The organism is Mitsuaria sp. MSU3D, from assembly GCF_056867975.1.
The window spans coordinates 3,529,928-3,552,943 of record NZ_CP200314.1 but is presented as its reverse complement, the minus strand read 5'-3'; the positions used below and the strand labels follow the sequence as shown (position 1 = coordinate 3,552,943).

Below are 23,016 nucleotides of genomic sequence, written 5' to 3'. Positions count from 1 at the left end.
AATGGCAGGAGCAAGCGCGGCCCGATCTGGCGATGGCTGGGACGGTGGCGCGGAAGGTGGTGAGGGTGTCGCGGACGATGCGCAGGGCGATGCGTCGCGCGGCTTGGTCGAAAGGATCGCACGCTGTACGTTTCGTGACGGAGGCGAGCGCGGACTTTCAAAGTTCTTTACCCAAGGTGATGGGCGGGCGCGACGGAGGGGTGGGGAAACCCGAGGGTGGCGCCCTTCGCCTGGGGGGTTGCGGCGCGGCGATCGTCGTTCGACGCCCCCAATGAAAGAAGCCACCCATCGGGTGGCTTCGTTTCTGAAAAGGGTATCCGTGACGCTGGTGACGGGTTCCAGCTCTCTGCCCAGTAGTGCAGCCGGTTGTTGTCTCGGATGCATTGCATTCTGCCGAGGTTTTGTGACGGGCAGTTGACGAAAAGCAAGGCGAGAAGGGGTCAGTTCCTGATTCGATCAACAGACGCTGGCCGCCGTCGACGGCAAGCGCCGGGTCGACTCCCGCACGATCAGCTGCGGCATCGGCGGCTCGATCGTCGAGCCCCCGGTCCGCAGCAGATCCAGCATCGCGGAGGCCGCGCGCCGGCCGAGTTCGGCGATGTGGACGTCGACCGTCGTGCGCGGCGGGCTCGCATGCGCGGTGTTCAGGAGATCGTCGTAGCCGACGAGCGAGACGTCCTCCGGCACGCGGAAGCCGCGGCTGTGCAGCACGCGCGCGGCGCCTGCCGCCATCTGGTCGTTGGCGGCGAAGACCGCCGTGAACTGCGCACCGTGGTCGAGTATCCGCGTCATCGCCGCGGCGCCGCCGACTTCGCAATAGTTGCCGCCGCCGATCAAGTTCTCGTCGACGGCGAGACCCGCTTCGGCGAACGCCGCGCGGTAGCCGCGCTCGCGCTCCGCGGCATCCGCATGCGAGGCGTCTCCACCGATGAAGGCGATGCGCGTGTGTCCGCGCTCGATCAGGTGTCGCGTCGCCACGCGCGCGCCTTCGACGTCGTCGGTCTTCAACGCATGAAGCCCGGCTGCCTGCAGCGCCCGACCGGTCACGACGACGGGCAGCTCCCGCGCGAGCGCGGCGAGGAACTCATCGCTCAGGCCACCGGTCAACACGATGATCCCGTCCACGCGCCGCGATCGCAGCGAGGCGATGCAGCGCTGCTCCTCATCCGGCTGCCAGTGTCCGCTCGCCACGACGAGGCCGTAGCCCGCCGGCGTCAGCACTTCCTCGATGCCGCGCAGCATCAGCGCGTAGAACGGGCTCTCGAAGTACTGCGCGAGCAGCCCGACGTTGAACGTCCGGCCATCCGCGAGCGCGCGGGCGATGGTGTTGGGGACGAAGCCCAGCCTGTCGATCGCGCGACGGACGCGCTCGGCCTTGTCCGAGCTCACCTGCGCGGCGCCGCTGAGGACGCGCGAGACGGTGCTTGGTGACACGCCGCTGGCGGTGGCCACCATGCCCAGCGTGACCTCGCTGGACGTCGACAGGAGGGGCTTCTTTCTCTTCATGGGAAAGCGCTTTCAAGAACCCGATGATCCTACTCCCGTACGCGTCTGGTGGAAGAATGCGCCGCGATTCCCGCCTCGGCATTCGCCCGGGCCCGCCGCTTGCTCTTGCCGCTCAACTGCCATTCCTTCCAAGCCATGTCGGAACGCCTCAAGGTCCTGGTCGCCGATGACCAGCCGGACTCGCTCGATCTCCTGCGCGAACTGCTCACCGTCTACCACTTCGAGTTGCGGGTCGCACGCAGCGGGCTGGAGGCGATCGGCATCGGGCTGAAGTGGGAGCCCGACATCCTGATCACCGACATCGACATGCCCGACGCCGACGGCCGGCACCTGACGGGGCGGCTGAAGCTGAGCCTGCCGGCGCTGATCGCGATCGCGGTCAGCGGCACGCCGCTGAACACGGACTTCGAGTCCGCCGAGGATCTGATCTTCGACGACTACTTCGTCAAGCCGATCGACTTCGGGCGTCTGCACAAGACGCTGACGAAGTACGGGGCGAAGCTCGACGGACAGCCGTCGATGCCCTGAGGACGGGCTTCGTGGCGCGCGATAGACTCGCCGCGCGAAGAACCCATCAGAACGTCCCCGGGGAGGAACCACATGCGAATCGCCGCTGCGCTGCTGTGCGCGCTTGTCGTCACGCTGACCGGCTGTGCCGCCACTTTCGACAGGCATACCGAGAAGCTCGAGAAGGTCACGTCGGACGAGTACGTGAGATTCGACGAAGACGTCGAGTATGTGGAGCAACGGGGAGCCTTCGGCGGCGTCGCATGGCGGGAAGGCCTGGCCAAGGGGATCTACCGTCTCGAGGCGCGCAACGAGAAGGGGTCGTTCTATCGAGGGCCCGGCGCGTGCGTCCGGCAATACGCGCACAACGCCGTCATGGGGCCGTTCGAGGGCGGCATCTGGGTGCCGCGTGACCGGATCAACGAGCGGCCGATGATCTATTACTACTTCAACTACAGCACCGACAAGGCGGGCGCCGCCGGCGGGGCACTGCTCATCGCGATATTCGAGGCCGGCAAGGACTCGCTGTCGTTCATGCCTACCTCGAAGGCGGGGACCTTCCTCGATACGGTGCAGGTGACCAACCTTCCGCTGGCACCGCAGGCCTCGCGCTGAGGCGGGCCGACGCCCCGGAGGACGAGCCCGGGGGCGACCCGTATCATGGGCCGCACTCTGATCGACATCGGGAGGCGCCGTGAGGCGACTGCTGCACCTGACGAGCCGCCATCGCGCGCCGTCCACGAACCAGGCGCTGGGGTTGCTGCTCGCGTTCAACGCCGGGGCGGTGAACGCGGGCGGGTTCCTGATCCTGCAGCGCTACACCTCGCACATGACGGGCTTCGCCTCGCAGCTGGCGGACGGCGCGGTGATGGGGCAGGGGACCTTGGTGCTGAACGCGCTGGGGGCGATCCTGGCCTTCCTGGCCGGCGCGGCGGTGTGCGCGGTGCTGGTGAACTGGGCGAGGCAGCACGGCCTGCGCAGCGTCTATGCGCTGCCGCTGATGCTGGAGGCGGCGCTGCTGTTCCCGTTCGGGCTGATGGGCGCGATCACGCTCACGTGGCACACGCCGTTCGCGGTGCCGCTGACGGTGCTGCTGCTGGCGTTCATCATGGGACTGCAGAACGCGGTGGGATCGAAGACCTCGGGCGGGAGCATCCGCACCACCCACATGACGGGGAACATCACCGACCTCGGGATGGAGCTCGGCAAGATGCTTTATTGGAACCGGCAGCCGTCGGTGAAGCGCGCGGCGGTGCGGCATGACCGGCTGCGGGCGAAACGCGCGGGCGGCTTGCTGACGGCGTTCGTGCTCGGCGGCGGCGCGGGGGCGCTGGGGTTCAAATACGTCGGGTTCGTGTGCGTGGTGCCGCTGGCGACGGTGCTGTTCGTGCTGGCATTGCCGCCGGTGACCAAGGATTGGGAGCGGTGGCGGGGGCTGTTGACGCGAAGACGTTGAAGGCCGACGCACAATCGCGCCGATTGGAGCCTCGCATGCAAGACCACCTCGACGTCGACCTCAACCCTCAACAGATCAATGCCTTCTGGACCTGGCTGGTGTCGCGCCAGTCAGACCTGGATGCCATGGAATCGCCGGACGACCCGTTCTGGGACGAGTTGCTGGAACGTCTTCAAGCGTTGAACGAAGGCCTGTGGTTCGAGGTCTCGGCGGCCGGCGACAAGGACCGCGAGTTCGTCATCACCGCTCAGGGCGACTGGGAGCTGTTCCCGCTGGTCGAGGCGATGGTCTCGGTGGCGCCGGAGTTGCCGGGATGGACGGCAGTGCCGTTGAAGCCGCCGATGGGCTTCGGCTTCAGCATCGGCTATCGAGGCTTGGAACTGAACCCGGAAGACATGTGGTTCGAGCCACTCGTGGATCCCGATTCGCCGGAGGTGCTCGGCCTGCGTGTTGCCGTGCAAGGCTTCAACGACGACCAGGAAGAGGACTTCGCCAACGGGCTGCTGCTGATCCTGGACACCGCGCTGGGAGAGAAGGCCGCGGCGACGGACGTCGACCTGGTGGAAGTCTGCGAAGTGCCCGCGGATCCCGATGACGAGGGCTTCCTGCCGTTGCCGGAACTGGGCAGCTACCTGGCTTGGCGGAAGAGCCGGTTGACGCATTGAGCGGCAACCGGGGGCTCGTCCGAGCTCAGCGATCGCGCAGCGGTTGTTGCTGGTTCGGCCGGCGTTGCGCGTTGCGGTCGTCGACTTCGCGCTGACGCGCGATGCGGTCGCCCTCGCTGGCGTTGGCGGCGCTGTGCATCGCCTCGGCGCGACGGCGGGCGTCGGCGCCGCCGGTCAGGCTGCTTTGCGCGTCGACGGCCTGCTTGCTCACGTTCCAGTCGGAGGCGGTGTAGTTGCCCTGGCCCTTCTGGCATTGGCGCGCGCGGCGGATCTCGTCCTGGACGAAGCGCTTGGCGTCCGCGCTCAGCGAGATGGAACTGGCCTTGGTCTCCATCGCGGCGATGTCGCGATCGGAGGGGCAGTAGTTGGACGGAACGGTCGGTGCTGAAGCCTGAGGCGCGTTGGCCTGCTGTTGTTCAGCCGCTGCTCTGGAACGCTCTGCAGCCGCACGGTCCGCCGACGTATCAATGACATTGCTTTGCAGCGATTGCGGCTTCATCTGCTCGCCCTTCGCCGCGCACGGCTGGTCCGAGTAGTGGGTCTTGCCGTCGACGGTGCATTTCCAGACCTGGGCGTGGGCGCCCATCGCGGCGCAGACGCCGAGCAGCACGCCGATGAAGGTTGGCCGGATCTTTTTCATATGAAGTCTCCCTGAAACGAATCGAACGCACCGATGCACGCTGCAGTTGACCTGAGATGTTGCCGATGGTGTCCCGACGATCTTCCCTCATCGACATTCGCGTTGGCGTGCCTGCCCCTGTCGCTGGAAATTCCGGTGCGCGTGCCTTGCGTCCAGCCCGTCGCGTGGACAAGCTTCAGCTCCGACCCAATGGGAGATCGCAATGAAACTGATGCGTCTGTTGATCCTGTGTCTCGCCTGGTTGAGCGGTGCCGCGCAGTCGGCGCCGGCCGTGACTGGAGACGTCACGTTCAGCCAATTGACGGGGCTGTACACCTACACCTATGTCCTCGACACCAGCCAGCTACCGCCGGGCGGGTTCCATGAGTTCGGCGTGCTCTCGAACAGCACGCCCAGCCATGACGCGCCGCGTTGGGTATCGCATACCGAGCCGGCGGGTTGGGACCTCTACCTTGCAGTCGGCGGCTGGACGCAGCCGGGCATTGAGGTCGCGGGCTCGTTCTGGATGTGGGTGACTTTGACGCCCGAAACGGACCCCGGAAAGCTGATGACGTTTTCATTCAGCACGACCCATGCGCCCGACACAGGGACGGCCAACAACTTCGTCATCTATTCCGGCGCCAACGCCGGTCCGGAGAATCTGCCGGTCGATTTCGGCCGCATCGTCGGGCCTGATCTGACTGTGCCGATTCCAGTGGCCGTGCCGGAGCCGACCACGGTGCTGCTGTGGGTGGTCGGGCTGGCGGCGCTGGGTTGGATGCAAAGAAAAAGCCCCATCCGCTTCCGCGAATGGGGCTTCAATTCAGCTTTCCTCGACCTCAGGTCAAGTGAGAAAACCGGCGATCAACTGGCCGCCGGCTGTAGATAGGAGGCAACGGTAGCTCGCAGCTGATCCGCGAAATTGTGGATGTCATCGACGGATTCCAGCGAAAACTGTTCCTCGCTTTTGTCTGCGCTGAAGAGCCCGAGCCGAAGTTTCTGCGTGTTATTGAATCTCAGTCGGCAAACTGGCTTGCGATTATTGTCATCCAACAGGATCGCGCAGTAGCTTTGAGCGTCGCGCATGACCACGCGCTTGGATGGAACCAAGTTCCGGACAAGCGCGCGCACCGTATGGAATGCCTCCAGCTCTTCTGGGGTGGTCACCACCTGCGGCTCGTCTGGGATGGAGGCTGGCGGTAGGACTGGAGCAGAGTGCGCTGCGACGACGATCGGGTCTGGCACCGACACCGTCTCTGGGGCCATCGCACCTTTCAGTCGATCGTTGATCCGCTCGCCTAGCAGTTGCTCAAATGCACGCCTGGTAATCAGCGTGAACTGATCCTTGATTGCAGGCGTGAACCTGCGCGTGCCGAGAAGATCGCTGGATACCAGCCTGACAAATTCCTCGGCTGGATTGATCATCCACTCGGCCAGGCGCGTCTGGATCGCTCGTGTGTACTTGAGCTCGTTGGCCGTCGTGAGGATCGTCTCCAGGTCGAATGCTGCCTTCGCGAACTTCTTCAGTTCCTCGACGTCTCTCTCGTTGAAATCGAGAATGTTGAACTCGAAGAACGGTTTCTCGTCCATCTTGTTCGGTTGTTCGAGGTCGGTGAAGAAGCGGTAGACCAAGCCGTTCGTGAGCACACCGAAGCGCGCCTCGGTGACGTGGAAGTACCGGAACAACTGACTCGCGTGATTGATGCTCAGGTCGCCACCAGCTTTCTTGCACTCGAAAAGCATGATCGGCTTGCCCGCTCGAAGAATGGCGTAGTCGACCTTTTCGCCCTTCTTGGTGCCCACGTCAGCCACAAGTTCGGGCGTGACCTCGAGCGGGTCGAAGACGTTGTATCCGAGCGCTTGAATGAATGGCATGACCATGGCGTTCTTCGTCGCCTCTTCGGTCTGGATCAGTGCTTTGGTATTCGCGATGCGTGTTGACAGTACGCGCAGTTGATCAATGAAGTCCATTTTTTCCTCCCTGGATTTGCTGGACCGAGTGGTTGTATCACCTGACTCGCGAGTTGCCATCGGGGCTGGCCTTGATCACTCGTTGAGATACCTGCCCGCCGCGTCATCAAACTGAATGATTCGGCGCCGGCTCAGTTCCTGCACGCTGCCACCTTTCGCTCATGCCGGGAGGTGGAATGGCCGCGATCGACTACACATACCTGATTACCACGCGGGAGATCGACCGCAGAGGTCGATTTGGCACCGAACCGGGTGAGACGCATTTCATCCGCGTACCCTTCGGACAGAAGTCCTATGACCCGTCGCACGTGATCAAGGATCCAACGCGTTGGCGCAGGCTTGTCTGTGCTGCGGCCGATGGCGAGGAGGACGAAATCACCGGCACCAAGGGCGATGTTCTGGTTTTCGTCCATGGGTACAACAACGATATCGAGACAGTGCTCTGGCGCACCGAGATGCTGGAGACATCGCTGCGGGAACAGGGCTGGCGGGGTGCCGTCGTGGCCTTTGACTGGCCGAGCGCGAACTCGACGCTGAACTACCTGGAAGACCGCTCCGATGCGGCCGCAGTGTCGGACCGCATGGTGAAGGACGCCATCGGTCTGCTGATCGACGCGCAGAACGATCCTCAGAGCCCCTGTCGATTGAACACCCATCTGGTCGGCCATTCGACGGGCGCGTACGTGATCCTCGAAGCCTTCAATCAGGCGCAGAAGCGCGGCGACCTCTACAGGGCGGACTGGCGTGTCGCGCAGGTCGCGCTGATCGGGGGCGACATTGCATCCTCTGCACTCGATGCCTCCAGCGAATGGGGTCGAGCCATGTTCGATCGCTGCGTCAGAGTGACCAACTACGCCAACCGATTCGACAAGGTGCTGGGCGTCTCGAATGCAAAGCGGCTCGGGACAGCACCGCGTGCCGGGCGAGTCGGGCTTCCGCCGACGGCGCACTCGAAGGCGATCAATGTGGATTGCTCGACCTACTTCGCGAGCAAGGACCCGCGGACATCGGTGTTCCGCGGCACCTTCAACCATTCATGGCACATCGGCGATTCGGTCTTCGCATTGGATCTGGCGATGACGCTGGAAGGCGAGATCGACCGGCACCAACTGCCCACGCGCATCGATGCCGGCGCCGGTTGGGGGCTATCGCTGCGTGCGGGCAAGCGTCCCGACTTCCAGGCCGGGTGGGATGTCGATACGCCGGCGCTCGCACGCCGGGCGCTGCCTGACCCTGTGTGAGGTCGCTCGAGGGGCCGAACTTCGCAAAGAAAAAGCCCCATCCGCTTGCGCGAATGGGGCTTCAATTTTGGCTCCTCGACCTGGGCTCGAACCAGGGACCTACGGATTAACAGTCCGGCGCTCTACCGACTGAGCTATCGAGGAAAAGTCTGCTCAGATCCAATCGATCTGAATTCTTGGGCCAGCGTCTTCGGTCGGACACCGGCTGAAATAAAACGAAGGTCCGAAGACCTTCGTTGTCTGATCTTGGCTCCCCGACCTGGGCTCGAACCAGGGACCTACGGATTAACAGTCCGGCGCTCTACCGACTGAGCTATCGGGGATCAGAGCCTAAGAGTATACACAGAAAAATCAGACCCTCACAAGACCCACTCCACCGACGCCCGCCATGTGCGATTGGCGAGCGGGTACAGGTAGACGTGTCCGTATTGGTAGGGCGACTCGCGCCACGCACGACGGTCCGTCACGTTGTCCACGCCCAGTCGCCAGATCAGCAGTTGCCGTCCGACGTTCTGCTCGTAGCGCGCGCCCAGGTCCAGTCGCGTCCAGCTCGGGATCGCCACCGAGTTGTCCGGCACCACCATCCGCTTGCCCTCGTAGACCACGCCCGCCAGCAGCTCCAGCCCGGGGATGCCCGCGCTGTGCCGCGCCTGCAGCTTCAGCACCGTCTCCGGCACGTTCGTCGGCTTCAGGCCGTTGAGCGTCGCGTCCGCGCTACCGTCGCGGCGCGCGTGCAGTTTCATGCCGCTCACCATCAGGCCGCCGCCCGTCCACTTCAGGTCGGCCTGGGCTTCCACGCCACGATGGTTCTGCTTGCCGTCGATGCGGCTCTCGAGTCTGTCCTCGCCGCCCACCACCACCGGCACATCGTTCGTCGCCGGCTTGCTGATGTCGAAGTAGTTGATCGACCAGTCCACCGTGCGGCTGCCCGACTTCAGACCGATCTCCCATTGCTTGCTGCGGATCGCCGCCAGCGGCCGGCCCGCATTCACGTAGATCGGCAGGTTGGGCGCGACCGCCGATTCGACGCCTTCGCCCCAGCTCGCATAGGCGAGCAACTGCGGGTCGATCGCGTAGCTCACGCCCAGCCACGGCGTCGTGACCGACTGGCGATAGCTCGTCGCTTCGTCGCTCTCGCCGGCGGGCACGTTCACCTTGAACGACTCGCGATCCAGACGCGTGTGCCGCACACCCAGCCAGCCCTGCCATTGCGCGCTGAACTGCATCGCGTCGCGGAAGTAGAACTCGGTGCTGCGTTCGGTGCGGTCCGTGTTGGTCGAACCCAGCGTCGGATCGGCCACCGTGGGCAGCGTGCCGTCGATGTTGCCGGTGCCCGCCCAGTTGTAGGCCTGCCCCTGCAACCGGCTCTTGTAGCGCGAGAACAGCACGCCCGTCGACACCTGATGTTCGATGCCCAGCAGGCTCAGCTTGCCTTGCGCCGACAGGTCGAGTGCATCGCTGTTGCGATGCTCGTTGTCGCTGCGGAAATCGTACTGATCGAAGGTGCCGTCGGGGCAGTAGGTGCTCGGGTAATACGTGCCGTCGCCCGCGGTGCAGCCGAACGGATACGCGAGGCGGTCATCGTTCACCAGGCGCTGGATCGCCGCGTGCGCCTGCAGCTTCCAGTCGGCGTTCAGCTGATGCTGCACGCGCAGCGAAGCGGTGCGGCCCTCGAAGACCACCGGCTGGCTCCACGACTGGTTGTTCAGGTTGATGCGCGGGTCGATGGACTTCGCGTCGGGCAGCTTGTCGCCGAGCAGGCTGAAGCCGGGCTGGCTCGGCTGGGACTGGCGGCTGATCTCGACTTCCGCCTCGACCAGCGTGTCGCGCGTGACGCGCCAGTCGCCGGCGACGGCCATCAACCAGCGGCTGCCGTCGGCGTCGCGCAACTCGGGGCGCAGCTTGGCGGCCTCGATGTTGACGCGCAGGCCGAAGGCCTTGTCGTTGCCGTGACCGTCGCCGAAGCGGTGGCTCCAGTCCATCGCGGACTCGACGGTGCCGCGTTCGCTGACGCCCAGGCGCACGCTGGTGAGCTCCACCGTCGGGCGCTTCACGACGAGGTTGACCAGGCCGCCCGGCGCGCTCGTGCCGGCCTGGATGCCAGTCGTGCCCTTGATGACTTCGAGGCTGCTCTTGTTGGCCAGCGACAGCGCGGTTTCGGCGTTGATCGGCAGACCGTCGCGGCGGTAGTTGAAGCGGTTGTCGAGGTCGTAGCCGCGGATCTTCAGATAGGAGACGTAGCCCGCCGAGTTGTACGAGTCGCCCACGCTCGCATCGAGCAGCGTGAGTCCGGCGATGCTGAACAAGCCGCGATCGGTGAGCTGCTCGGCGGTGACGATGCTCGCCTGGATCGGGAGCTTGGCGACGGGCGTGTCGCCGAAGCCGCCGGCCATGACGGGCGCTTCCGACGTGCCCTTGACGACGACGCTGGGCAGGGCGGGGGAGGTCGCCTGCGCGCTGGTCGACGTGTTGGCCGACGCAGTGGCGGGCGCGGCGCCCGACGTCGTCGACTGCGCACCGGCATGGACCGAGACGCCGCCGGCGATCAGCGCGATCGCGAGCCGATGCAGCGGGAAGGAATTCAGAGCGGACGAAGTTGCCATCGATGTGCCGAAGCCAGAAATGCGATGGCAGGTCGGCAAACCGGACACGCCGATGAGAAGGCGGCGTGCGGGACACGAGGCGTGTCGAAGGCATGCTTCCCTGCGCGAGGATTAACTCGGCCTACAAAGATAAACCTTTGTAGGCTGACGGCTGAACTGGCCGTCATCAGGTTCAAAGGGACTTTCTCAGCCGGCGTTTGACCGCCAGCACCCCTAGCTTTCCCGGCGCACTGTGCCGGGATACAGCATTCTAGGTCGGCGATCGCCTCCTCACTGTGCATAGCGGATCCGGCGCTGGCTCGTCCCGTCTTGTCGCCGTGCCGCGCCGTGTCGTGTCGTGTCGTGTCGTTCGGATACAGTGCAATCCAAACGGGGAGAAAAAATGGCCACTCTGGCTGAAATGTTCGCGACGATGCGAGGGCTGGTGCCTTGGCCGGTGATGCGTGCTTTGATCCATCGCTCAGATCTTCCGCACGCGCGCGGGTGGGACGAGTTGTCGGATCGCATCGGCACGCTTGACGACGATGGTCAGGCGCGGGCGACGGAACGTGTGGAGAATTTCCTGAGGGAGTATCACTTACACGGAGAAAAGTGGGCGACCTTTCTCGACGTGCCGGAAGAGAGCAGGGTTGGACTGCTGGATTTTCTGCTTCAGCTAGAAGTACCAAATTCCGCTCCGGCGGACGCGTATCCACTTCGAGTCAGCGAGACATCCCTCGCGGAGCAGGATGTCGATGCGCTGTCGCTAGTTCATATCGAACGCGATGAGCATCGCGTGGCAATGGTTTTCTCAGCAGTGGTCAATGCGGAAACAAAGGAATTCGTTTTCCCGGATCAATATGCGGACTCTGAGGTGCCGGAGAGGTTTCGGGCATACGAAGAGATCGTTCTGGTGCGTAGAAAGTCCGCCCAGTATTTTCCCGTCGCTACGTTTGACCTGCAATCTGGGCTATTCCAGGTACTCGTCCCCGTATTGAACAATTTGGGGGCAGAAGACGTGATGCGGGCCAACCTTGTCCGCGCACTCAATAGCTATGTGGTGGGCCAGTTCGGACTGGCTATTCCGCTTGCCCTGCACCGGAACCTCTTCCCTGCTGTTCATAATTTATATGAAGCTGCTGAGGAAGGCATCGTTGTCGAGCTTGGCTTTATTACCGACACCCGGTCGGCGAAGCTTGAGCGAATGAAGGAACAAGACCTGCGCGACGAGCCTTTTCATTCCACGGGCAAGGGTGCAATTGGAGGCCTTCAAGAATTTCGTCTTCAGCTAAGGTGGACATTGGACGGAAGGGAAGTTGACGTGCTCCTTCCCGGGACAACCCGAACGATCTCCAAGCAGCCCTACGGCTTGTATCACGCGCGCATATCAGGTACCGTCATCCGGTCTGACTTCGACCACTGCATAGCAAAGCTCCTCACCTACAGCGCACCGTGAACACCCACGAAGCTATAGCTAAGGCGAAGGAGTCACTGGGAAGTGACGCCGAGCTTCGGACCCTCGACTGGGTCTTGGAGAGACTGTCTGATCGTCGGCCAGTCTATGAGATCCTGCCTGCTCTGATCGCCCGTGACATCGGCGCGGATGATGCTGCTGCGCGTCGGGACGTCATTCATGCGCTGGACGTGCTGTCTTTGAATAGTATTGGCGTCTTGCTGCGGGAATACGAACTCTACGCTGCAGATGGGGGAGAGATCCTAGAGATGCCTCTGCGATTGTCAGGCGAAGAGATTCGCAAAGCATTTCATACGGGGGTGCTGTACAACCCTCAGACGGGCGAAAAGGTGGAGGATTTTGCCTCTCGTGTGCATCTAATCTATAAGCCCAGAGCATGAAATGGAGTCTGGACGACCTTGCTAGCATGTATGGCAAGAAGGCGCTTTTTGATCATTTTGAGCGGCTATACCCCGAAAGCTATGAGAGCTTCGTGCAGACCGTCAATCGGGGGTTGGATCGGGCTGTGCGCGAGGCGCAAAGAGCGGCCCAGTATTTGTACACGGCTGATGAGGATACGATAACGACCTTCCTCGTTGCAAATTTACGCGGTCAGTGTATCGACGCCGAGCATGACGCTGATGCGGGCGGGCATGTTGATATTTATGTCGAGGACTCCCAGAAACAATTCACATGGGCTGCCGAGGCAAAGATCGACAGTAGTTGGCCGTGGGTGGAGGGCGGCGTCGGGCAGCTGATGGATAGATACGCAGTGGGCGCTCGTGGTGCCAATTGTGGGGCCCTGCTCATCTACGTAAAGAATGAGAACTGCAAGGGCGTAATCGCCGAATGGAAAAATCGTGTATCGGACAAATACTATGCGAAGGAACAATTCAAGTTGTCTGCTTGTCCGATAGAGCCTGACCATTCCTTTTATTCTGAATGCGTTTTCCCTCGCACTGGAAGCTTGTTTAGCATCCGACATTACGGCATATCGCTGTTTCGCAAAGCGAGCGCTGACGCTGAGGCGAAGAAGCAGGCGGAGAAAGCTGCCGATGTCCGGACCCAAGCTGACCGCGAAGCGGCTCTCGCGGATGCAAAGAAGCAAGCTGAGGAACTGCTCGAACAACTTGAAGGCTTGAAGGGAAGTGCCGGTGGCACCTTCGACGACGTAGCTCAAAGGGCGCGGCGGCTTTTTACAACGCTTGATGCCCCGTCGGGAAGTGCTAAGCCGAAACGTGTGCGCAATCGGAAGTCCACTGGCAGCTGACGGTCGAGGTCGCCTCGCGCATGAGGCGAGGCATGACTCGACGAGGTGGTGGCTTGGTCCTCAAATTTTTGGCACGCGTCAGTCGCGTTGTCTAAGCGCGATGGGGCGACTTAGTTCGCGGAGCCAACCCTTCCCCTGCCATAAATTTTGAAGACTGTTGCGGGCCACGGCCCCTGCCTCTCGTGCAACCTCGGGGCCGCAGGCCACGATCTGCCCTTCGTCGGTGATGATCGCAAGCTGCGCGGGGCGGCCGTTCACGGTGACGCTAAGGCCCTCGTGGGCCACAGCGCTGATGATCGCGCCGGGGATGGCGCCAGTCGGTTGTTGTCCGATCATGTGGTGCTCCTCGCTGTGGCTCTACTTAGGCGGCGGACTGGAGCGCGGAGAACTCGGCCCACACTTCGTCCAGCTCATCGGCGGCGCTCTCCGCCATGCCTTTTAGGCTGAACGCCTGACTTGCGGCGAGTCGCTGCTTCGGGTCCTTGGCGGCACGCATTGCGGCCATGTGGTCGGACTTGTCCGCGAGCACGGTGGCCAGCGTGAGGTTCTGCGCAGCAAGTCGGCTGTAGACCTCGCTGTCGCTGATCGCTACGGGCAGCAGTTGGGCGCGCTTCTCCTCAGCGATGTACGCGTGCACGGCGGCGAAAGCGTTGGCCAGCGTCGTGGTCGATTCCAGTCCGTTGCCGATCACGACTACCTTGCTCGCGGGTACGCCGATCTCAGCGAGCGCTTCGGCGGTGGCGATGGCGTCGCGCTCCTGCTTAGTGCCCGGCATCACAGGGATGACGAAGTAGTCGAACAGTTGGTGGCTGCGGCGCGTCTGCGTCATCCGCTGCAGGAAGTCTTCGACGTTGCTCGCGCCCACGTCCACAACCACGCCGTTCTCGCTGATGGCCAAGGCGTCGATCAACTCGCCGAACTGTTTGCCGCGCAGGGTCACTTCCTCCTGGCCATCGGCGTTGATGCTCTCGATGGCGACGAGTGCGGCGGCCGGCAGGTGGCGGCCGAACAGGTTGCGGGACAGGGTGGTCTTGCCGGCGTTGCCGGAGTAGCTGATGAGGGCGATGTTCATGGGCTTGATCATGGCGATGGCTTCTTGTGCGGTGAGGGGTGTCAGGTCTTGCTGGAGGGCTTCAGAAGTTGCTTGGCCAGCGGGCTCAGCGTCTGCTGCAGGTAGCGGTCGCCCACGCGCTGTGCGCGACCCTTGAGAGTTGCTGCGGCGGGCTCGGGTGGGGGCTCGTCGCTGGGGTTCTTCGATGGGCTGCATACGAGGGCTTCTCCGGTTGAGGCGCGATGTGGTGGCGCCGGGGTTGCTTCAGGTGGCGCGGCGGTTGCGCGCACGCGCAAAAAAAACTTGCTGATCGCTTGGCGAGAGACCTGCAGCCCCTGCGTCGCCAGCCACCCACGCATCTGCTCTTGCGTGTAGCCAAGCGCCTTGAGGCGCTGCAGCTCGTCGGCATGGGCGTTGACGCCCTGCAGGTTTCGCGGGTTCTCGCGAAGCCACTGCTCAAGCTCCATGGCCGTCGCCGCGTGACGCAACGGCCGCCGCTGCCCAGGGCCGCGGAGCGTCCGCGTACTCGCCCGGGCGTCGGCTGGCGAAGCCAAGGCCGTAGGCGTTCGGATCGGCGGTGTAGCGTGTGTCCCGCGTGTCGGGGCCGCGCTTGACGATCAGGCCCTTGGGGACGTTCGGCTTGCCGGGGAGGTGAGCGGGGCCGCGGTGAGCAGCGGTGCGCACGGGCGCCGGCACGCCGGGGAGCGTCACCAGTTGCTGGACGCCGGGGCGGCGGTCCACCTGCGGGCGCCTCTTCGCTGTTGCGGGCTTTGCGGGGCGGGGCGTGCCACGTGGCACCACGCTGCGGCCGAGCGTGGCCATCTTGGTCGCGTAGAACTGTCGCCCCGCAGCTCGCCGGTGCTGCTGGGCATCGCGGCGAGCCTGCTTCTCGCCGGCCTGCGCCTGCTCTCGTGTCGCGTAGTAGCGGAAGCGAGGGCCTTCGCGATGGCGGAACACCTCGCCGGTCTCCAGGGCGTGCAGCAAGGCTTTGCTCGCATGTCGCTCTCCGCAGCTGGTCAGCTCTGCAAGCTGCTGCACCGTGGTGCCAGCGTCGCCTGCGGTGCGGACGTGCGGCAGGATGTTCTCAACGGCCTCGGGCCGCGGCGTGATCAGGCCGAGCTGCGTAGCCTTCGCGCTCAGCGCGAAGACATGGCGATTCAACAGCTTGGCGAGATCGGCACGGGGCATGGTGCCGTAGAGCGCTCGCAGTTGGTCGGTCTCGGCCGCAGTCCAGTTGCGGTATGGGCGCTTGAGTCGCATGGGTCAGTCCTGGGGGTGGGTGAGGTCGATGAATCGACGCGAGGGGCGGGGGAGCGATGGCGCGCGCACGCGGCGGGCCTTCGCAGCGATCGACTCGGCGTCGGCGCGAAGGGCCGGGCCGAAGGCGTGGGAGGAGGTCTCTTTGCAGAGCACGCGTCGCAGCTGCAGTTCCGCTTCGACGCCGCACACGGCGCCGAACAGCGTCGCGGCGATCTCTGCGGTGGCAACTTCCATGTAGGTCCGCGGATCAACGCTGGACGGCAGTGATGCACTGCTCGCCTTGTGCTGGCGGGCCGTGGTGAGAATCAGGTCGCGGATGGCGTCGGCTGCGGCCTTGCTCAGGGGTTTGGCGGTCATGTCGGCTGCTCCAGGCGGGCGATGGCGATTCGCAACGCCGTCACCTGCGTGGACAGTTGGCGCTCAAGGAGGCCGTCGGCGTGCATGCGGCTCACTAGAACTCGGTCGCGCTGAATGCGCGTGGTCATCGCTGCCAGCTGTTGGTCGATGGCCATGTGCTGCTGCAGGGTGCACAGCTGGTGCTCAAGTTCGGTGAGTCGGATGCGCAGCGCGCGTGCCTTGAGCCATCGCAGCAAGCCGCGGGGATTCAGGCGCAGCGCCTGACGCAACGGATTAAACAAGCTCTGGTGCATCGCTGCCTCCCTGTTGATAAACGCAATTACACACCTTGTTTAAATAAGTGTCAACAAGATGTGTAATGCGCTGGCGCAACTGGGCGAAGGGCGGACAGGGCCTGAGGGCGCTCTGCTACCCTCCCGCGCTCTTACAGGAGGCACGGATGTCGGGGCGTATGCGGATCGTGGGTGGGGATTTCGAGGCCGGCGATTGGTCGGTGCAGGCGCGCGGCGGCCTGGTGTCGATGGCGCGCGTAGGCGGGTCTCTTCTTCCGAACGCGGTCGCTATGCCGTTGACCGCCGTCGAGCTTCTTTCCACCGAGCGGGCCAAGAGCGTGGCCGCGTCGGCGGGCTGGGCTGTCGCCGGGGCGGTGGCGTTCGGCGCTGCCGGCGCGCTGGGCGGTGCACTTCTCGGCGGCAACCGGACTGATGTCTGCTTCCGGGTTCAGCTCGAGGATGGTCGCGCGTTCGTTGCCGTGGGCGGGCCACAGGTGTTCCAGCAGCTCACGGCTGCGGCTGCATAAAACAAAAGGCCCCAGGGGGTGCCTGGGGCCTTATGCGAGGGGATCAGCGCTGACGGCGCCGCGGCGGCGGAAAGCCTCCGCCGATCACAATCGTGCATCTGCTCGCGCGGTTGATGTACACGTGTTGGACCGCGGCCCGCTCCTCATCGGTTTTATTGGCGCGACTGGCCTCAGCCGAATCCTCGGCTTGTTGTCGCATCGTTGCTAGAAACGCGTCGGCCGCGCGTCTTGTACTGCTATCACCCGTCACTTGGACTACTCCCCTCTTGACGCCATTTTGTCGGCGCCGTTACAGGGCGTAAATTCTCGCAACAATTGCCGCACAAAGCGCAGCCAGTAGCGCAATCCCCACTCTGTTGGTGTGCGCGAATCGCTCAAAGCCACACCACATGCAACTCGCAGTGCGCGCCCAGGTTGAGTGCCCGCACTGTGCACACACGCGACCTTGACCCTCGCCCGGAGTTACCGGCGGGCTTGCCAAATAGATGTCGCACTCCATCGGGTCATTGATTTCGACCACTTGAGGGCGCGGATGCGTGTTCATGCGTGCTCCTGCTTCTTGCGGGTGTGATGGCTCAGCTGATCGCCCGAATGCTGGCGCTGGTGCTCAGCCACCCTTTCCATGTGGTGCTTGTCCACCGTCTCCATAAGGGTCAGGTTGTGCGTGGTCTTCATCATCTTGTCCAGTTCGCCCGCAAGGGTGAACGCTGAGCTGCGCCAGTCCGGTGGCACTGGCGTTCCAAGGACCGCCGCGAGGATCTGGTCAATCTGCTCCAGCTTCGCCGCGGGCAGCGCAGCGAGCGCGTCGCGCGAGATTGAGCGCAACGGCCATCCAGGGTCGCCGACGCTGACTCCTGTTCGCGTACCCAGCAGCTCCTCCACCGTTATCCCGAGAGCCGCCGCAGCTTTTCCGTGCTGATCGCTGGGCATGTCCCGCTTCTTCCAGTTGGTAACCATGGCCGGGGTCACGCCCCCCATGGCTTCGCCGAACTCCGTCTGGTTCATGCCCCGCTTCTTCGCGAGGGCCAAGGCGCGGTCGATTACACGATCAGCTTTAGTCATGGCGTCAGCGTACACAAGGCGTTTACTGGAGATTAAACAAGCGTGTTGACTGGAAACTAAACAAAGTGTGTAATCCGGTCCCTATGAACACCACGTCTTCGCACCCGGACCATTCCGGCGACGCCGAACGCGCCGCACGCGCTGCGGTGATGGCTCGCGCCGCTGCGGCTGTGGGCAGCAAATCCAAGCTCGCCGAACTTCTCAACGTAACCCGAGGAGCGATCACGAACTGGATCGCCAGGGGAATCCCCACCGAGCGCGCCCCGGACATCGAACGCGTTACGCGCTCCCACGGAGCACCTGTCACGTGCGAGGAACTGTGCCCCAAGGTGAGCTGGCATGTGGTGCGCGGTAACCCGTTGCATTGAGTGAGTCAAGGGGGTCGGGAGCGAACAAGGCCGCATTGTGCGGTGGTTCTTTCGATCCCGTGTGTAAAAAAAGATGGGACACATACACATGAGCGGAAACGCTGAGTGGATCGCCGGAGCGGTGACACGCGTAATGGCCGCGGTGCGCGGCACGGTCGAGGCGACCACGGATGGCTACGTGCGGCATGGCGCCACGCTGGGGAAGGCGCCGGGCACCCTGCGCAACGAGCTGAGCGACCGCGGTCCCGACAGCCGCGCCAAGCTGGGAGTGGCTGATCTGCTGCGCGTGATGCACGCCTCCGGCGATATGCGAGCCCTTCATGCGATGGCGCTGGAGTTCGACCACGTGGCCATCCCGCTGCCCGCGGTGGCCAGCGCAACGTCGTGCGCCGACACGGTGGCGGCAATGGCGGTCGAGTTCGGGGAGTTGATCTCCGTCTACTCCCTCGCCGTGCAGGACAACCGTGTGACCAACAACGAGCTGGCGGGGGTCATCAAGGCGTGGGGCGAGCTGTTGGTCGCCGGCAAAGCGCTCATCAACGACGCGTCAGCGCGCAACGCTGCGCTGCACCGGTCCCAGGGCGCTGCCCTGACCTGCTGACAAGGAAACGACGATGCGGCCACGTGGAGGCATTCGTAAAGCGGTGGCCGAGCACATGGCTGCTGCGCAAGAGGGCGCCACGTGGCGCGACCTTGCGCAGCGGCTCGAAGCTCAGGGCCTCATCAACACTCGCGCGCCGTCCGAAATGGAGTTGGTGCGACGGGCTGTTGAGAACATGAAGCGTGCCGGCGAGATCGAGCCGGTGGGCGAGCGCCGGACGCGCTGGAGCCGACGGCCGCTGAAGCTGTACGGCGCTCGGCGCGCCGCGTGTGATCAAGCTGAGGACGGCAGTGCCGCCCTGGCAGCCGTGATGGGCCAGTGGCCCGCGCAGGTTGGCGAAGAAGGCTAGCGCATGCGCCGATAGCGCCACCCAAATCCGAACCCGATCGCTCCATGCGACGCCGAGCTGCGGCGCTGCAGGGAGTTGCTTTGCCCAAATGAACCGGAATCACCACCCGATGAGTAGCTCACCCGTCGAATCTCAGCGATGGGCCATCAAGCGCGCCGCAGCTCGCGCCACGTTGGACCCCACGCAACCAGGCCGCCGTCTGTCGCCGCCCCAGAAGGGCGTGCTCATGCAACTGGCCGATATGGCTGACGACAGCGGATGCTGCTGGCCGGGCGTCGCTCGCCTGTCAGAGCGCACGGCCTTCTCGGAGCGCTGCGTCCGCAACGCGCTGCGAAGCCTAGAGGCCATGGGGCTGGTGCGGACCTCACGCGGAGGTGGTCGCGGCAACAGCAACGAGTACCTCCTGCAAATGGGCGTTCTACAGCTCGCGGCAGCTCAGACGCCCCGGCGAGAAAAGGCGGTACGGCCTGCCGCTTCTAGCTCCGCCCCCGCCGCGGAAAACACGGCACGGGACGACTCGAAACCCGGCACGGCCTGCCCCCGAATTACCAATACCCCTCATACCAATACTCCCCCAACCCCCTCTCGGGGGCTTGATCCCCTTCGCATGAGTGAACGAGGGCGCGAGGATGAGACGCTCGGGTCTCCGATGGAGCTGTTGAGCCTCAAGGACTGGCTGGAGAGATGTCGCGAGCGGGGCGAGCAGGCCATCGCGCCAGACGACCCGGTGTGGGCCTACGCCGAGCAGGCTGGGCTGCCGGGCGAGTTCGTCGCGTTGGCTTGGCGCCAGTTCAAGCGGCGACGCCTTGGCGCGGGGAAGCGTCAGCGCGATTGGCGGCGCGCCTTCCGGGACTCCGTTGAGACCTGCGCCTATCGCCTCTGGCGTGCCACTGGTGACGGCTACACGCTGACGACCGAAGGTCAACAGGCGCAGCGCTTCTTCGAGCAGCTCGACGCCGCCGAGCGGGTGCAGGCATGACCGGGCACGACATGCGGCCAGAGCCGCCGATGTCGGTCGAGCGCCCGATGATCGTCCCGCCGCGGAGTGAGCAGGTCGAGCAGTCTCTGCTGGGCGGGCTGCTGATTGGCGGACGCGACGCGTTCGACCGCGCTGAGCAGATCCTGCCGAACGACTCCGCGTTCTACTTCGCCGTCCATCGCGCGATCTACCTGAGCATCCGGGCGCTGCATGCCCGTCATCGTCCGGTCGATGTGGTGACAGTGTTCGATGCCGGTGCCCACGAGCTGGCCTACCTCAACGCACTGGCCCAGGGAGTACCGAGCGCGTCGAATGTCGGCTACTACGCCGAGCGGCTCACGGAGCTGTGGCGGCGCCGCGAGTTGCTCCGGGTTGCACAAGAGTTGCAGTCGGCTGCGCTGGCGGAGCAGGTCGGTAGCGAACAGGTTGCGGGCGAGGATGTCGCGAGCATCGTGGACAAAACCGCGGGCGACCTCCTGCGCCTCGCCGAGGGGCGGGACGAACGCGGGCCAGTGCCGGCAGGCGAGGTGATGCTGAGCCTGATGCAGCACATGGAGGACTTGGTGGAGGGGCGGGTCACGATGATCGAGACCGGCCTGCGCGATATTGACGATCAACTGGGCGGCGGGCTGCGCGAAGGCGATTTGATGGTGCTCGGCGCGCGTCCCAGCATGGGTAAGTCTGCGATGGTGGGGACCGTCGCATTGAACACGTCGCGCGCCTGGGGCGTCCTGCTGCTGACCCAGGAGGACTCGCTGGCGACGTGGGGCAGTCGCGCCGTGGCGAACGTGGCGCACGTGAACCTGTCAGACCTCCGCAACCCGGTGAAGGCGAAGGAGCCTGATCGCATGTGGAAGGGTCTGGCCGAAGCGTCGGACGAGATCCAAGAGCGAGCGCTAATGCTGGACGATCAGGCTGGCCTGACCCTCTCGGATGTGCGTCGGAAGGTGAAGCAGGCGAAGCGGGCTCTGATGCCGCGGCCGGGTCAGAAGGGGCGACCTCTCAAGCTCGTCGTCATCGACTACCTCCAGCTCATGACCGGCGAGAAGGAGAACCGCAACCAGCTGCTGGGCGACATCAGCAATGGGCTGAAGAAGCTGGCCAAGGACGAAGGTGTGGCCGTCATTCTTTTGTCGCAGCTGAGCCGGAAGGCCGATGAGATGCCGATGGGGTCGCTGCCGCAGATGAACCATCTGCGCGATTCCGGCGACATCGAGGGCGCTGCCGACGTGGTGGCGCTTCTGCATCGGGAGGCGATGCGGCGCAAGACGGGCGAGAACGAGCAATGGGCGCAAATCAACTTCGCCAAGTGCAAGAACGGAGCGACCGGCGTCGTCAACGCGCGATTCATCGGCGCGCATCAGCGCTTCGAGAACTGGGACGGGCCGGTGCCATCGTTCGGCGCCGGTAGCGCAAAGAGCGGATACAGCGGTGGAGGGCTGAACTAATGCGAAAGCTGGAAGACATCGAGCGCAGACTGCTCAACTGGTCGAGGTGGAAGGCTGGCCCCGGCGTGGGCGGTCTGGGGTATGCCAGCGTGAACATGCTGGCGGCGCTGGCTGGCAGCTCGCGCGGCGCCCATGACCCGATCCCCATCCCGACGATGGCCATTGAAGCGGAGGAAACCGACTGCGCAGTGATCGCGTTGCCGTCCGAGCTGCGCCGCACTGTCGAGGTCGTTTATCTCGGACGTGGAGGTGCAGCTGACCATGCCCGCATGCTCGTGGTGCCGGTGCCGACGGTGCGGTCTCGCGTCTGTCAGGCACACAAGGCGATCAGCAACTGGCTCGCGGACAAGGCTCAAGGACGAGAGAACCAGCGAGAGAACGATGCTCGCCTGCAGTCAGCTGTTTTACGGAATATCACCAACCGCTAGAGTTCGGGCACCTTGGGGGTTAGCGCGTCGGCGCAAGCCTTCGAGGGGTGAGAGAGGGAAGCGAGGCGGTAACGCCCGGCAGGCTTGACGGTCTGCCGGGCGTTCCTTTTGGGCGATAGGACTGCCGTGAAATTCACGTTTGATCTGGACACGCGGGCAGTTCGCGCGGCACTTGGCGAGTCGGATCGACAGGTCCGCTTCGCCGGCATCCTGACTGCGACCAAGGTGGCGCAGGCGGTGAAGGCTGCGCAGGAGCGCGCGCTGCCGGCAGTGATCGACAGGCCCAATCCGTACACGCAGCGCTCGCTGTTCATGCGGCGCGCGACGGTGCAGAGGCCAGTCGCTGAGGTCTGGTTCAAGGACGACAGGGCCGCAAGTCGGATGGGTACGCCCGCGGCTGTGTACCTGGAGCCGCAGGTGTCGGGCGGTGCCCGGCGCGTCAAGCGATTCGAGAAGGCGCTGCAGCTCGCTGGCCACATGCCGAGCGGCTACCAATGCGTTCCCGGTGGCGGCTGCAAACGCGATGCCTACGGCAATCCGAGCCGTGGACAGATCATCCAGATCCTGAGCCAGCTGCGGATCACGCTGACCGCGGGTCACACCCGGAACATGCCCCATGACGCGGGCAAGCAGATCGCGGCGCAGCGTCGCGCGGGCGGGCGGTACTTCGTGGCCAAGCCCGGAACGCGGCTCTCTCCCGGCATCTACCTGCGGGAGTTCATCGGGCGTGGAGTGCTGCCGGTGTTCTTGTTCAAGAAGGCGACGGCGTATCGGCCGCGCTACGACTTCACGTCGATTGCGAATCGCGCTGCGGTGGATGCGCTGCCGGATGCGCGCCGCGAGGCCATCGCGCAGGTCAGGGCGTCGGCATACCGGCGCTGATGAGTCTTCGCTGCTGCTGCTCGATAGCTCGCCGCGTCTGCCACTGCACGGCGGGCGCGGGGGGTAAAGGCGTGCAGTGCCTGCCGCCCAGGCGGCCGGGCGGCAGCAGCGAGGGCTCGGCGCGAGCGAGGGCGGGGTGGGTCCCTCCCAGGTCCCGGCGAC

Annotated in this window: 28 protein-coding genes, 2 tRNA genes and 1 pseudogene; 18 read left to right on the top strand and 13 right to left on the bottom strand. The window is 64.4% G+C overall.

Translation table 11 applies throughout. The annotated features are described in order from the left end of the window. Positions 1-456: 456 nt before the first annotated feature. Entirely contained in the window at positions 457-1,506 is a 1,050-nt protein-coding gene (locus AC1VNM_RS15570; protein ID WP_483107497.1) for a LacI family DNA-binding transcriptional regulator, read from the bottom strand. A gap of 135 nt (positions 1,507-1,641) precedes the next feature. On the opposite strand from AC1VNM_RS15570, the gene AC1VNM_RS15565 reads away from it, so the two are divergent. From AC1VNM_RS15565 to AC1VNM_RS15550, 4 genes are all read left to right on the top strand, one after another. Next, positions 1,642-2,034: a response regulator gene (locus AC1VNM_RS15565; RefSeq protein ID WP_483107496.1), complete on the top strand. Its 393-nt coding sequence runs from the start codon at positions 1,642-1,644 to the stop codon at positions 2,032-2,034. Positions 2,035-2,106: 72 nt separating this feature from the next. Next, on the top strand, positions 2,107-2,628 hold the full coding sequence (locus AC1VNM_RS15560) for a hypothetical protein (RefSeq protein ID WP_483107495.1): 522 nt from the start codon (positions 2,107-2,109) through the stop codon (positions 2,626-2,628). A 79-nt stretch (positions 2,629-2,707) separates the two neighbouring features. Continuing rightward, complete coding sequence (locus tag AC1VNM_RS15555) at positions 2,708-3,469, top strand: YoaK family protein (protein WP_483107494.1); 762 nt, start codon at positions 2,708-2,710, stop codon at positions 3,467-3,469. 35 nt (positions 3,470-3,504) lie between these two features. Beyond that, positions 3,505-4,134 carry a hypothetical protein gene (locus tag AC1VNM_RS15550; protein ID WP_377161168.1) on the top strand — a complete coding sequence of 210 codons (630 nt, stop codon included), beginning with the start codon at positions 3,505-3,507 and terminating at the stop codon, positions 4,132-4,134. A gap of 25 nt (positions 4,135-4,159) precedes the next feature. On the opposite strand, the gene AC1VNM_RS15545 is transcribed toward AC1VNM_RS15550, so the two are convergent. After that, the gene (locus AC1VNM_RS15545) at positions 4,160-4,774 is read right to left on the bottom strand and encodes a DUF4124 domain-containing protein (protein ID WP_483107493.1); all 615 of its coding nucleotides are present in this window, start codon (positions 4,772-4,774) and stop codon (positions 4,160-4,162) included. 202 nt (positions 4,775-4,976) lie between these two features. On the opposite strand from AC1VNM_RS15545, the gene AC1VNM_RS15540 reads away from it, so the two are divergent. Then, positions 4,977-5,642, top strand: coding sequence for a PEP-CTERM sorting domain-containing protein (locus AC1VNM_RS15540; protein WP_483107492.1), 666 nt, complete (start codon positions 4,977-4,979; stop codon positions 5,640-5,642). On the opposite strand, the gene AC1VNM_RS15535 is transcribed toward AC1VNM_RS15540, so the two are convergent. Beyond that, on the bottom strand, positions 5,618-6,724 hold the full coding sequence (locus tag AC1VNM_RS15535) for a type I restriction endonuclease (protein ID WP_483107491.1): 1,107 nt from the start codon (positions 6,722-6,724) through the stop codon (positions 5,618-5,620). The two genes, AC1VNM_RS15540 and AC1VNM_RS15535, sit on opposite strands and share 25 nt — an antisense overlap. Positions 6,725-6,900: 176 nt before the next feature. Between AC1VNM_RS15535 and AC1VNM_RS15530 the strand changes: the two genes are divergently transcribed. Next, positions 6,901-7,965 carry an alpha/beta fold hydrolase gene (locus AC1VNM_RS15530; protein WP_377161178.1) on the top strand — a complete coding sequence of 355 codons (1,065 nt, stop codon included), beginning with the start codon at positions 6,901-6,903 and terminating at the stop codon, positions 7,963-7,965. Between the two features lie 68 nt (positions 7,966-8,033). On the opposite strand, the gene AC1VNM_RS15525 is transcribed toward AC1VNM_RS15530, so the two are convergent. From AC1VNM_RS15525 to AC1VNM_RS15515, 3 genes are all read right to left on the bottom strand, one after another. Beyond that, positions 8,034-8,109: transfer RNA gene (locus AC1VNM_RS15525), tRNA-Asn, on the bottom strand. A gap of 103 nt (positions 8,110-8,212) precedes the next feature. Next, positions 8,213-8,288, bottom strand: a tRNA-Asn gene (locus tag AC1VNM_RS15520). Between the two features lie 36 nt (positions 8,289-8,324). Further along, the gene (locus tag AC1VNM_RS15515) at positions 8,325-10,568 is read right to left on the bottom strand and encodes a TonB-dependent siderophore receptor (RefSeq protein WP_483107490.1); all 2,244 of its coding nucleotides are present in this window, start codon (positions 10,566-10,568) and stop codon (positions 8,325-8,327) included. A gap of 382 nt (positions 10,569-10,950) precedes the next feature. Here AC1VNM_RS15515 and AC1VNM_RS15510 point away from each other — a divergent pair, with 382 nt between their 5' ends. The 3 genes from AC1VNM_RS15510 to AC1VNM_RS15500 are packed head-to-tail and all read left to right on the top strand — an operon-like array spanning position 10,951 to position 13,270. Further along, positions 10,951-12,003: a hypothetical protein gene (locus tag AC1VNM_RS15510; protein ID WP_483107489.1), complete on the top strand. Its 1,053-nt coding sequence runs from the start codon at positions 10,951-10,953 to the stop codon at positions 12,001-12,003. After that, entirely contained in the window at positions 12,000-12,401 is a 402-nt protein-coding gene (locus AC1VNM_RS15505) for a hypothetical protein (RefSeq protein WP_483107488.1), read from the top strand. Before AC1VNM_RS15510 ends, AC1VNM_RS15505 begins: the two co-directional genes overlap by 4 nt. Further along, positions 12,398-13,270, top strand: coding sequence for a hypothetical protein (locus tag AC1VNM_RS15500; RefSeq protein WP_483107487.1), 873 nt, complete (start codon positions 12,398-12,400; stop codon positions 13,268-13,270). Before AC1VNM_RS15505 ends, AC1VNM_RS15500 begins: the two co-directional genes overlap by 4 nt. A 78-nt stretch (positions 13,271-13,348) precedes the next feature. Here AC1VNM_RS15500 and AC1VNM_RS15495 read toward each other — a convergent pair whose 3' ends face one another. From AC1VNM_RS15495 to AC1VNM_RS15470, 6 genes are read right to left on the bottom strand one after another with little or no spacing between them, the layout of a single operon-like run. After that, positions 13,349-13,606 (bottom strand): hypothetical protein, encoded by a 258-nt coding sequence (locus tag AC1VNM_RS15495; protein ID WP_483107486.1) that lies wholly within the window; start codon positions 13,604-13,606, stop codon positions 13,349-13,351. Positions 13,607-13,631: 25 nt separating this feature from the next. Next, a complete protein-coding gene (gene stbB, locus AC1VNM_RS15490; RefSeq protein ID WP_483107485.1) occupies positions 13,632-14,354 on the bottom strand; it encodes a StbB family protein in 723 nt (240 codons plus the stop codon). Positions 14,355-14,383: 29 nt separating this feature from the next. Beyond that, positions 14,384-14,788, bottom strand: a complete 405-nt coding sequence (locus AC1VNM_RS15485) for a hypothetical protein (protein WP_483107484.1) — start codon at positions 14,786-14,788, stop codon at positions 14,384-14,386. After that, a complete protein-coding gene (locus AC1VNM_RS15480; RefSeq protein WP_483107483.1) occupies positions 14,778-15,581 on the bottom strand; it encodes a hypothetical protein in 804 nt (267 codons plus the stop codon). The genes AC1VNM_RS15485 and AC1VNM_RS15480 overlap by 11 nt, the downstream gene beginning before the upstream one ends. Before the next feature lie 3 nt (positions 15,582-15,584). Then, entirely contained in the window at positions 15,585-15,938 is a 354-nt protein-coding gene (locus tag AC1VNM_RS15475) for a hypothetical protein (RefSeq protein WP_483107482.1), read from the bottom strand. Next, positions 15,935-16,231 (bottom strand): hypothetical protein, encoded by a 297-nt coding sequence (locus tag AC1VNM_RS15470; protein WP_483107481.1) that lies wholly within the window; start codon positions 16,229-16,231, stop codon positions 15,935-15,937. The genes AC1VNM_RS15475 and AC1VNM_RS15470 overlap by 4 nt, the downstream gene beginning before the upstream one ends. Positions 16,232-16,296: 65 nt before the next feature. Between AC1VNM_RS15470 and AC1VNM_RS15465 the strand changes: the two genes are divergently transcribed. Then, a complete protein-coding gene (locus AC1VNM_RS15465; RefSeq protein ID WP_483107480.1) occupies positions 16,297-16,737 on the top strand; it encodes a hypothetical protein in 441 nt (146 codons plus the stop codon). Between the two features lie 540 nt (positions 16,738-17,277). Here the strand turns inward: AC1VNM_RS15465 and AC1VNM_RS15460 are convergent. Continuing rightward, entirely contained in the window at positions 17,278-17,742 is a 465-nt protein-coding gene (locus tag AC1VNM_RS15460; protein WP_483107479.1) for a helix-turn-helix domain-containing protein, read from the bottom strand. A 140-nt stretch (positions 17,743-17,882) separates the two neighbouring features. Between AC1VNM_RS15460 and AC1VNM_RS15455 the strand changes: the two genes are divergently transcribed. The 8 genes and pseudogenes from AC1VNM_RS15455 (at position 17,883) to AC1VNM_RS15420 (ending at position 22,854) form a co-directional block, all read left to right on the top strand. Further along, complete coding sequence (locus tag AC1VNM_RS15455; protein ID WP_483107478.1) at positions 17,883-18,167, top strand: Cro/CI family transcriptional regulator; 285 nt, start codon at positions 17,883-17,885, stop codon at positions 18,165-18,167. 88 nt (positions 18,168-18,255) lie between these two features. Beyond that, positions 18,256-18,768, top strand: coding sequence for a phage regulatory CII family protein (locus AC1VNM_RS15450; RefSeq protein ID WP_483107477.1), 513 nt, complete (start codon positions 18,256-18,258; stop codon positions 18,766-18,768). A 55-nt stretch (positions 18,769-18,823) separates the two neighbouring features. Beyond that, positions 18,824-19,117 (top strand): hypothetical protein, encoded by a 294-nt coding sequence (locus AC1VNM_RS15445; RefSeq protein ID WP_483107476.1) that lies wholly within the window; start codon positions 18,824-18,826, stop codon positions 19,115-19,117. A gap of 88 nt (positions 19,118-19,205) precedes the next feature. Then, positions 19,206-19,463, top strand: a pseudogene (locus AC1VNM_RS15440) (helix-turn-helix domain-containing protein); the annotation flags it as partial. A gap of 261 nt (positions 19,464-19,724) precedes the next feature. Further along, a complete protein-coding gene (locus tag AC1VNM_RS15435) occupies positions 19,725-20,096 on the top strand; it encodes a hypothetical protein (RefSeq protein WP_483109355.1) in 372 nt (123 codons plus the stop codon). Beyond that, positions 20,093-21,544: a replicative DNA helicase gene (locus AC1VNM_RS15430; RefSeq protein ID WP_483107475.1), complete on the top strand. Its 1,452-nt coding sequence runs from the start codon at positions 20,093-20,095 to the stop codon at positions 21,542-21,544. Before AC1VNM_RS15435 ends, AC1VNM_RS15430 begins: the two co-directional genes overlap by 4 nt. Next, on the top strand, positions 21,544-21,972 hold the full coding sequence (locus AC1VNM_RS15425) for a hypothetical protein (RefSeq protein WP_483107474.1): 429 nt from the start codon (positions 21,544-21,546) through the stop codon (positions 21,970-21,972). Before AC1VNM_RS15430 ends, AC1VNM_RS15425 begins: the two co-directional genes overlap by 1 nt. A gap of 126 nt (positions 21,973-22,098) precedes the next feature. Next, positions 22,099-22,854, top strand: coding sequence for a hypothetical protein (locus tag AC1VNM_RS15420; RefSeq protein ID WP_483107473.1), 756 nt, complete (start codon positions 22,099-22,101; stop codon positions 22,852-22,854). Positions 22,855-23,016: the final 162 nt, after the last annotated feature.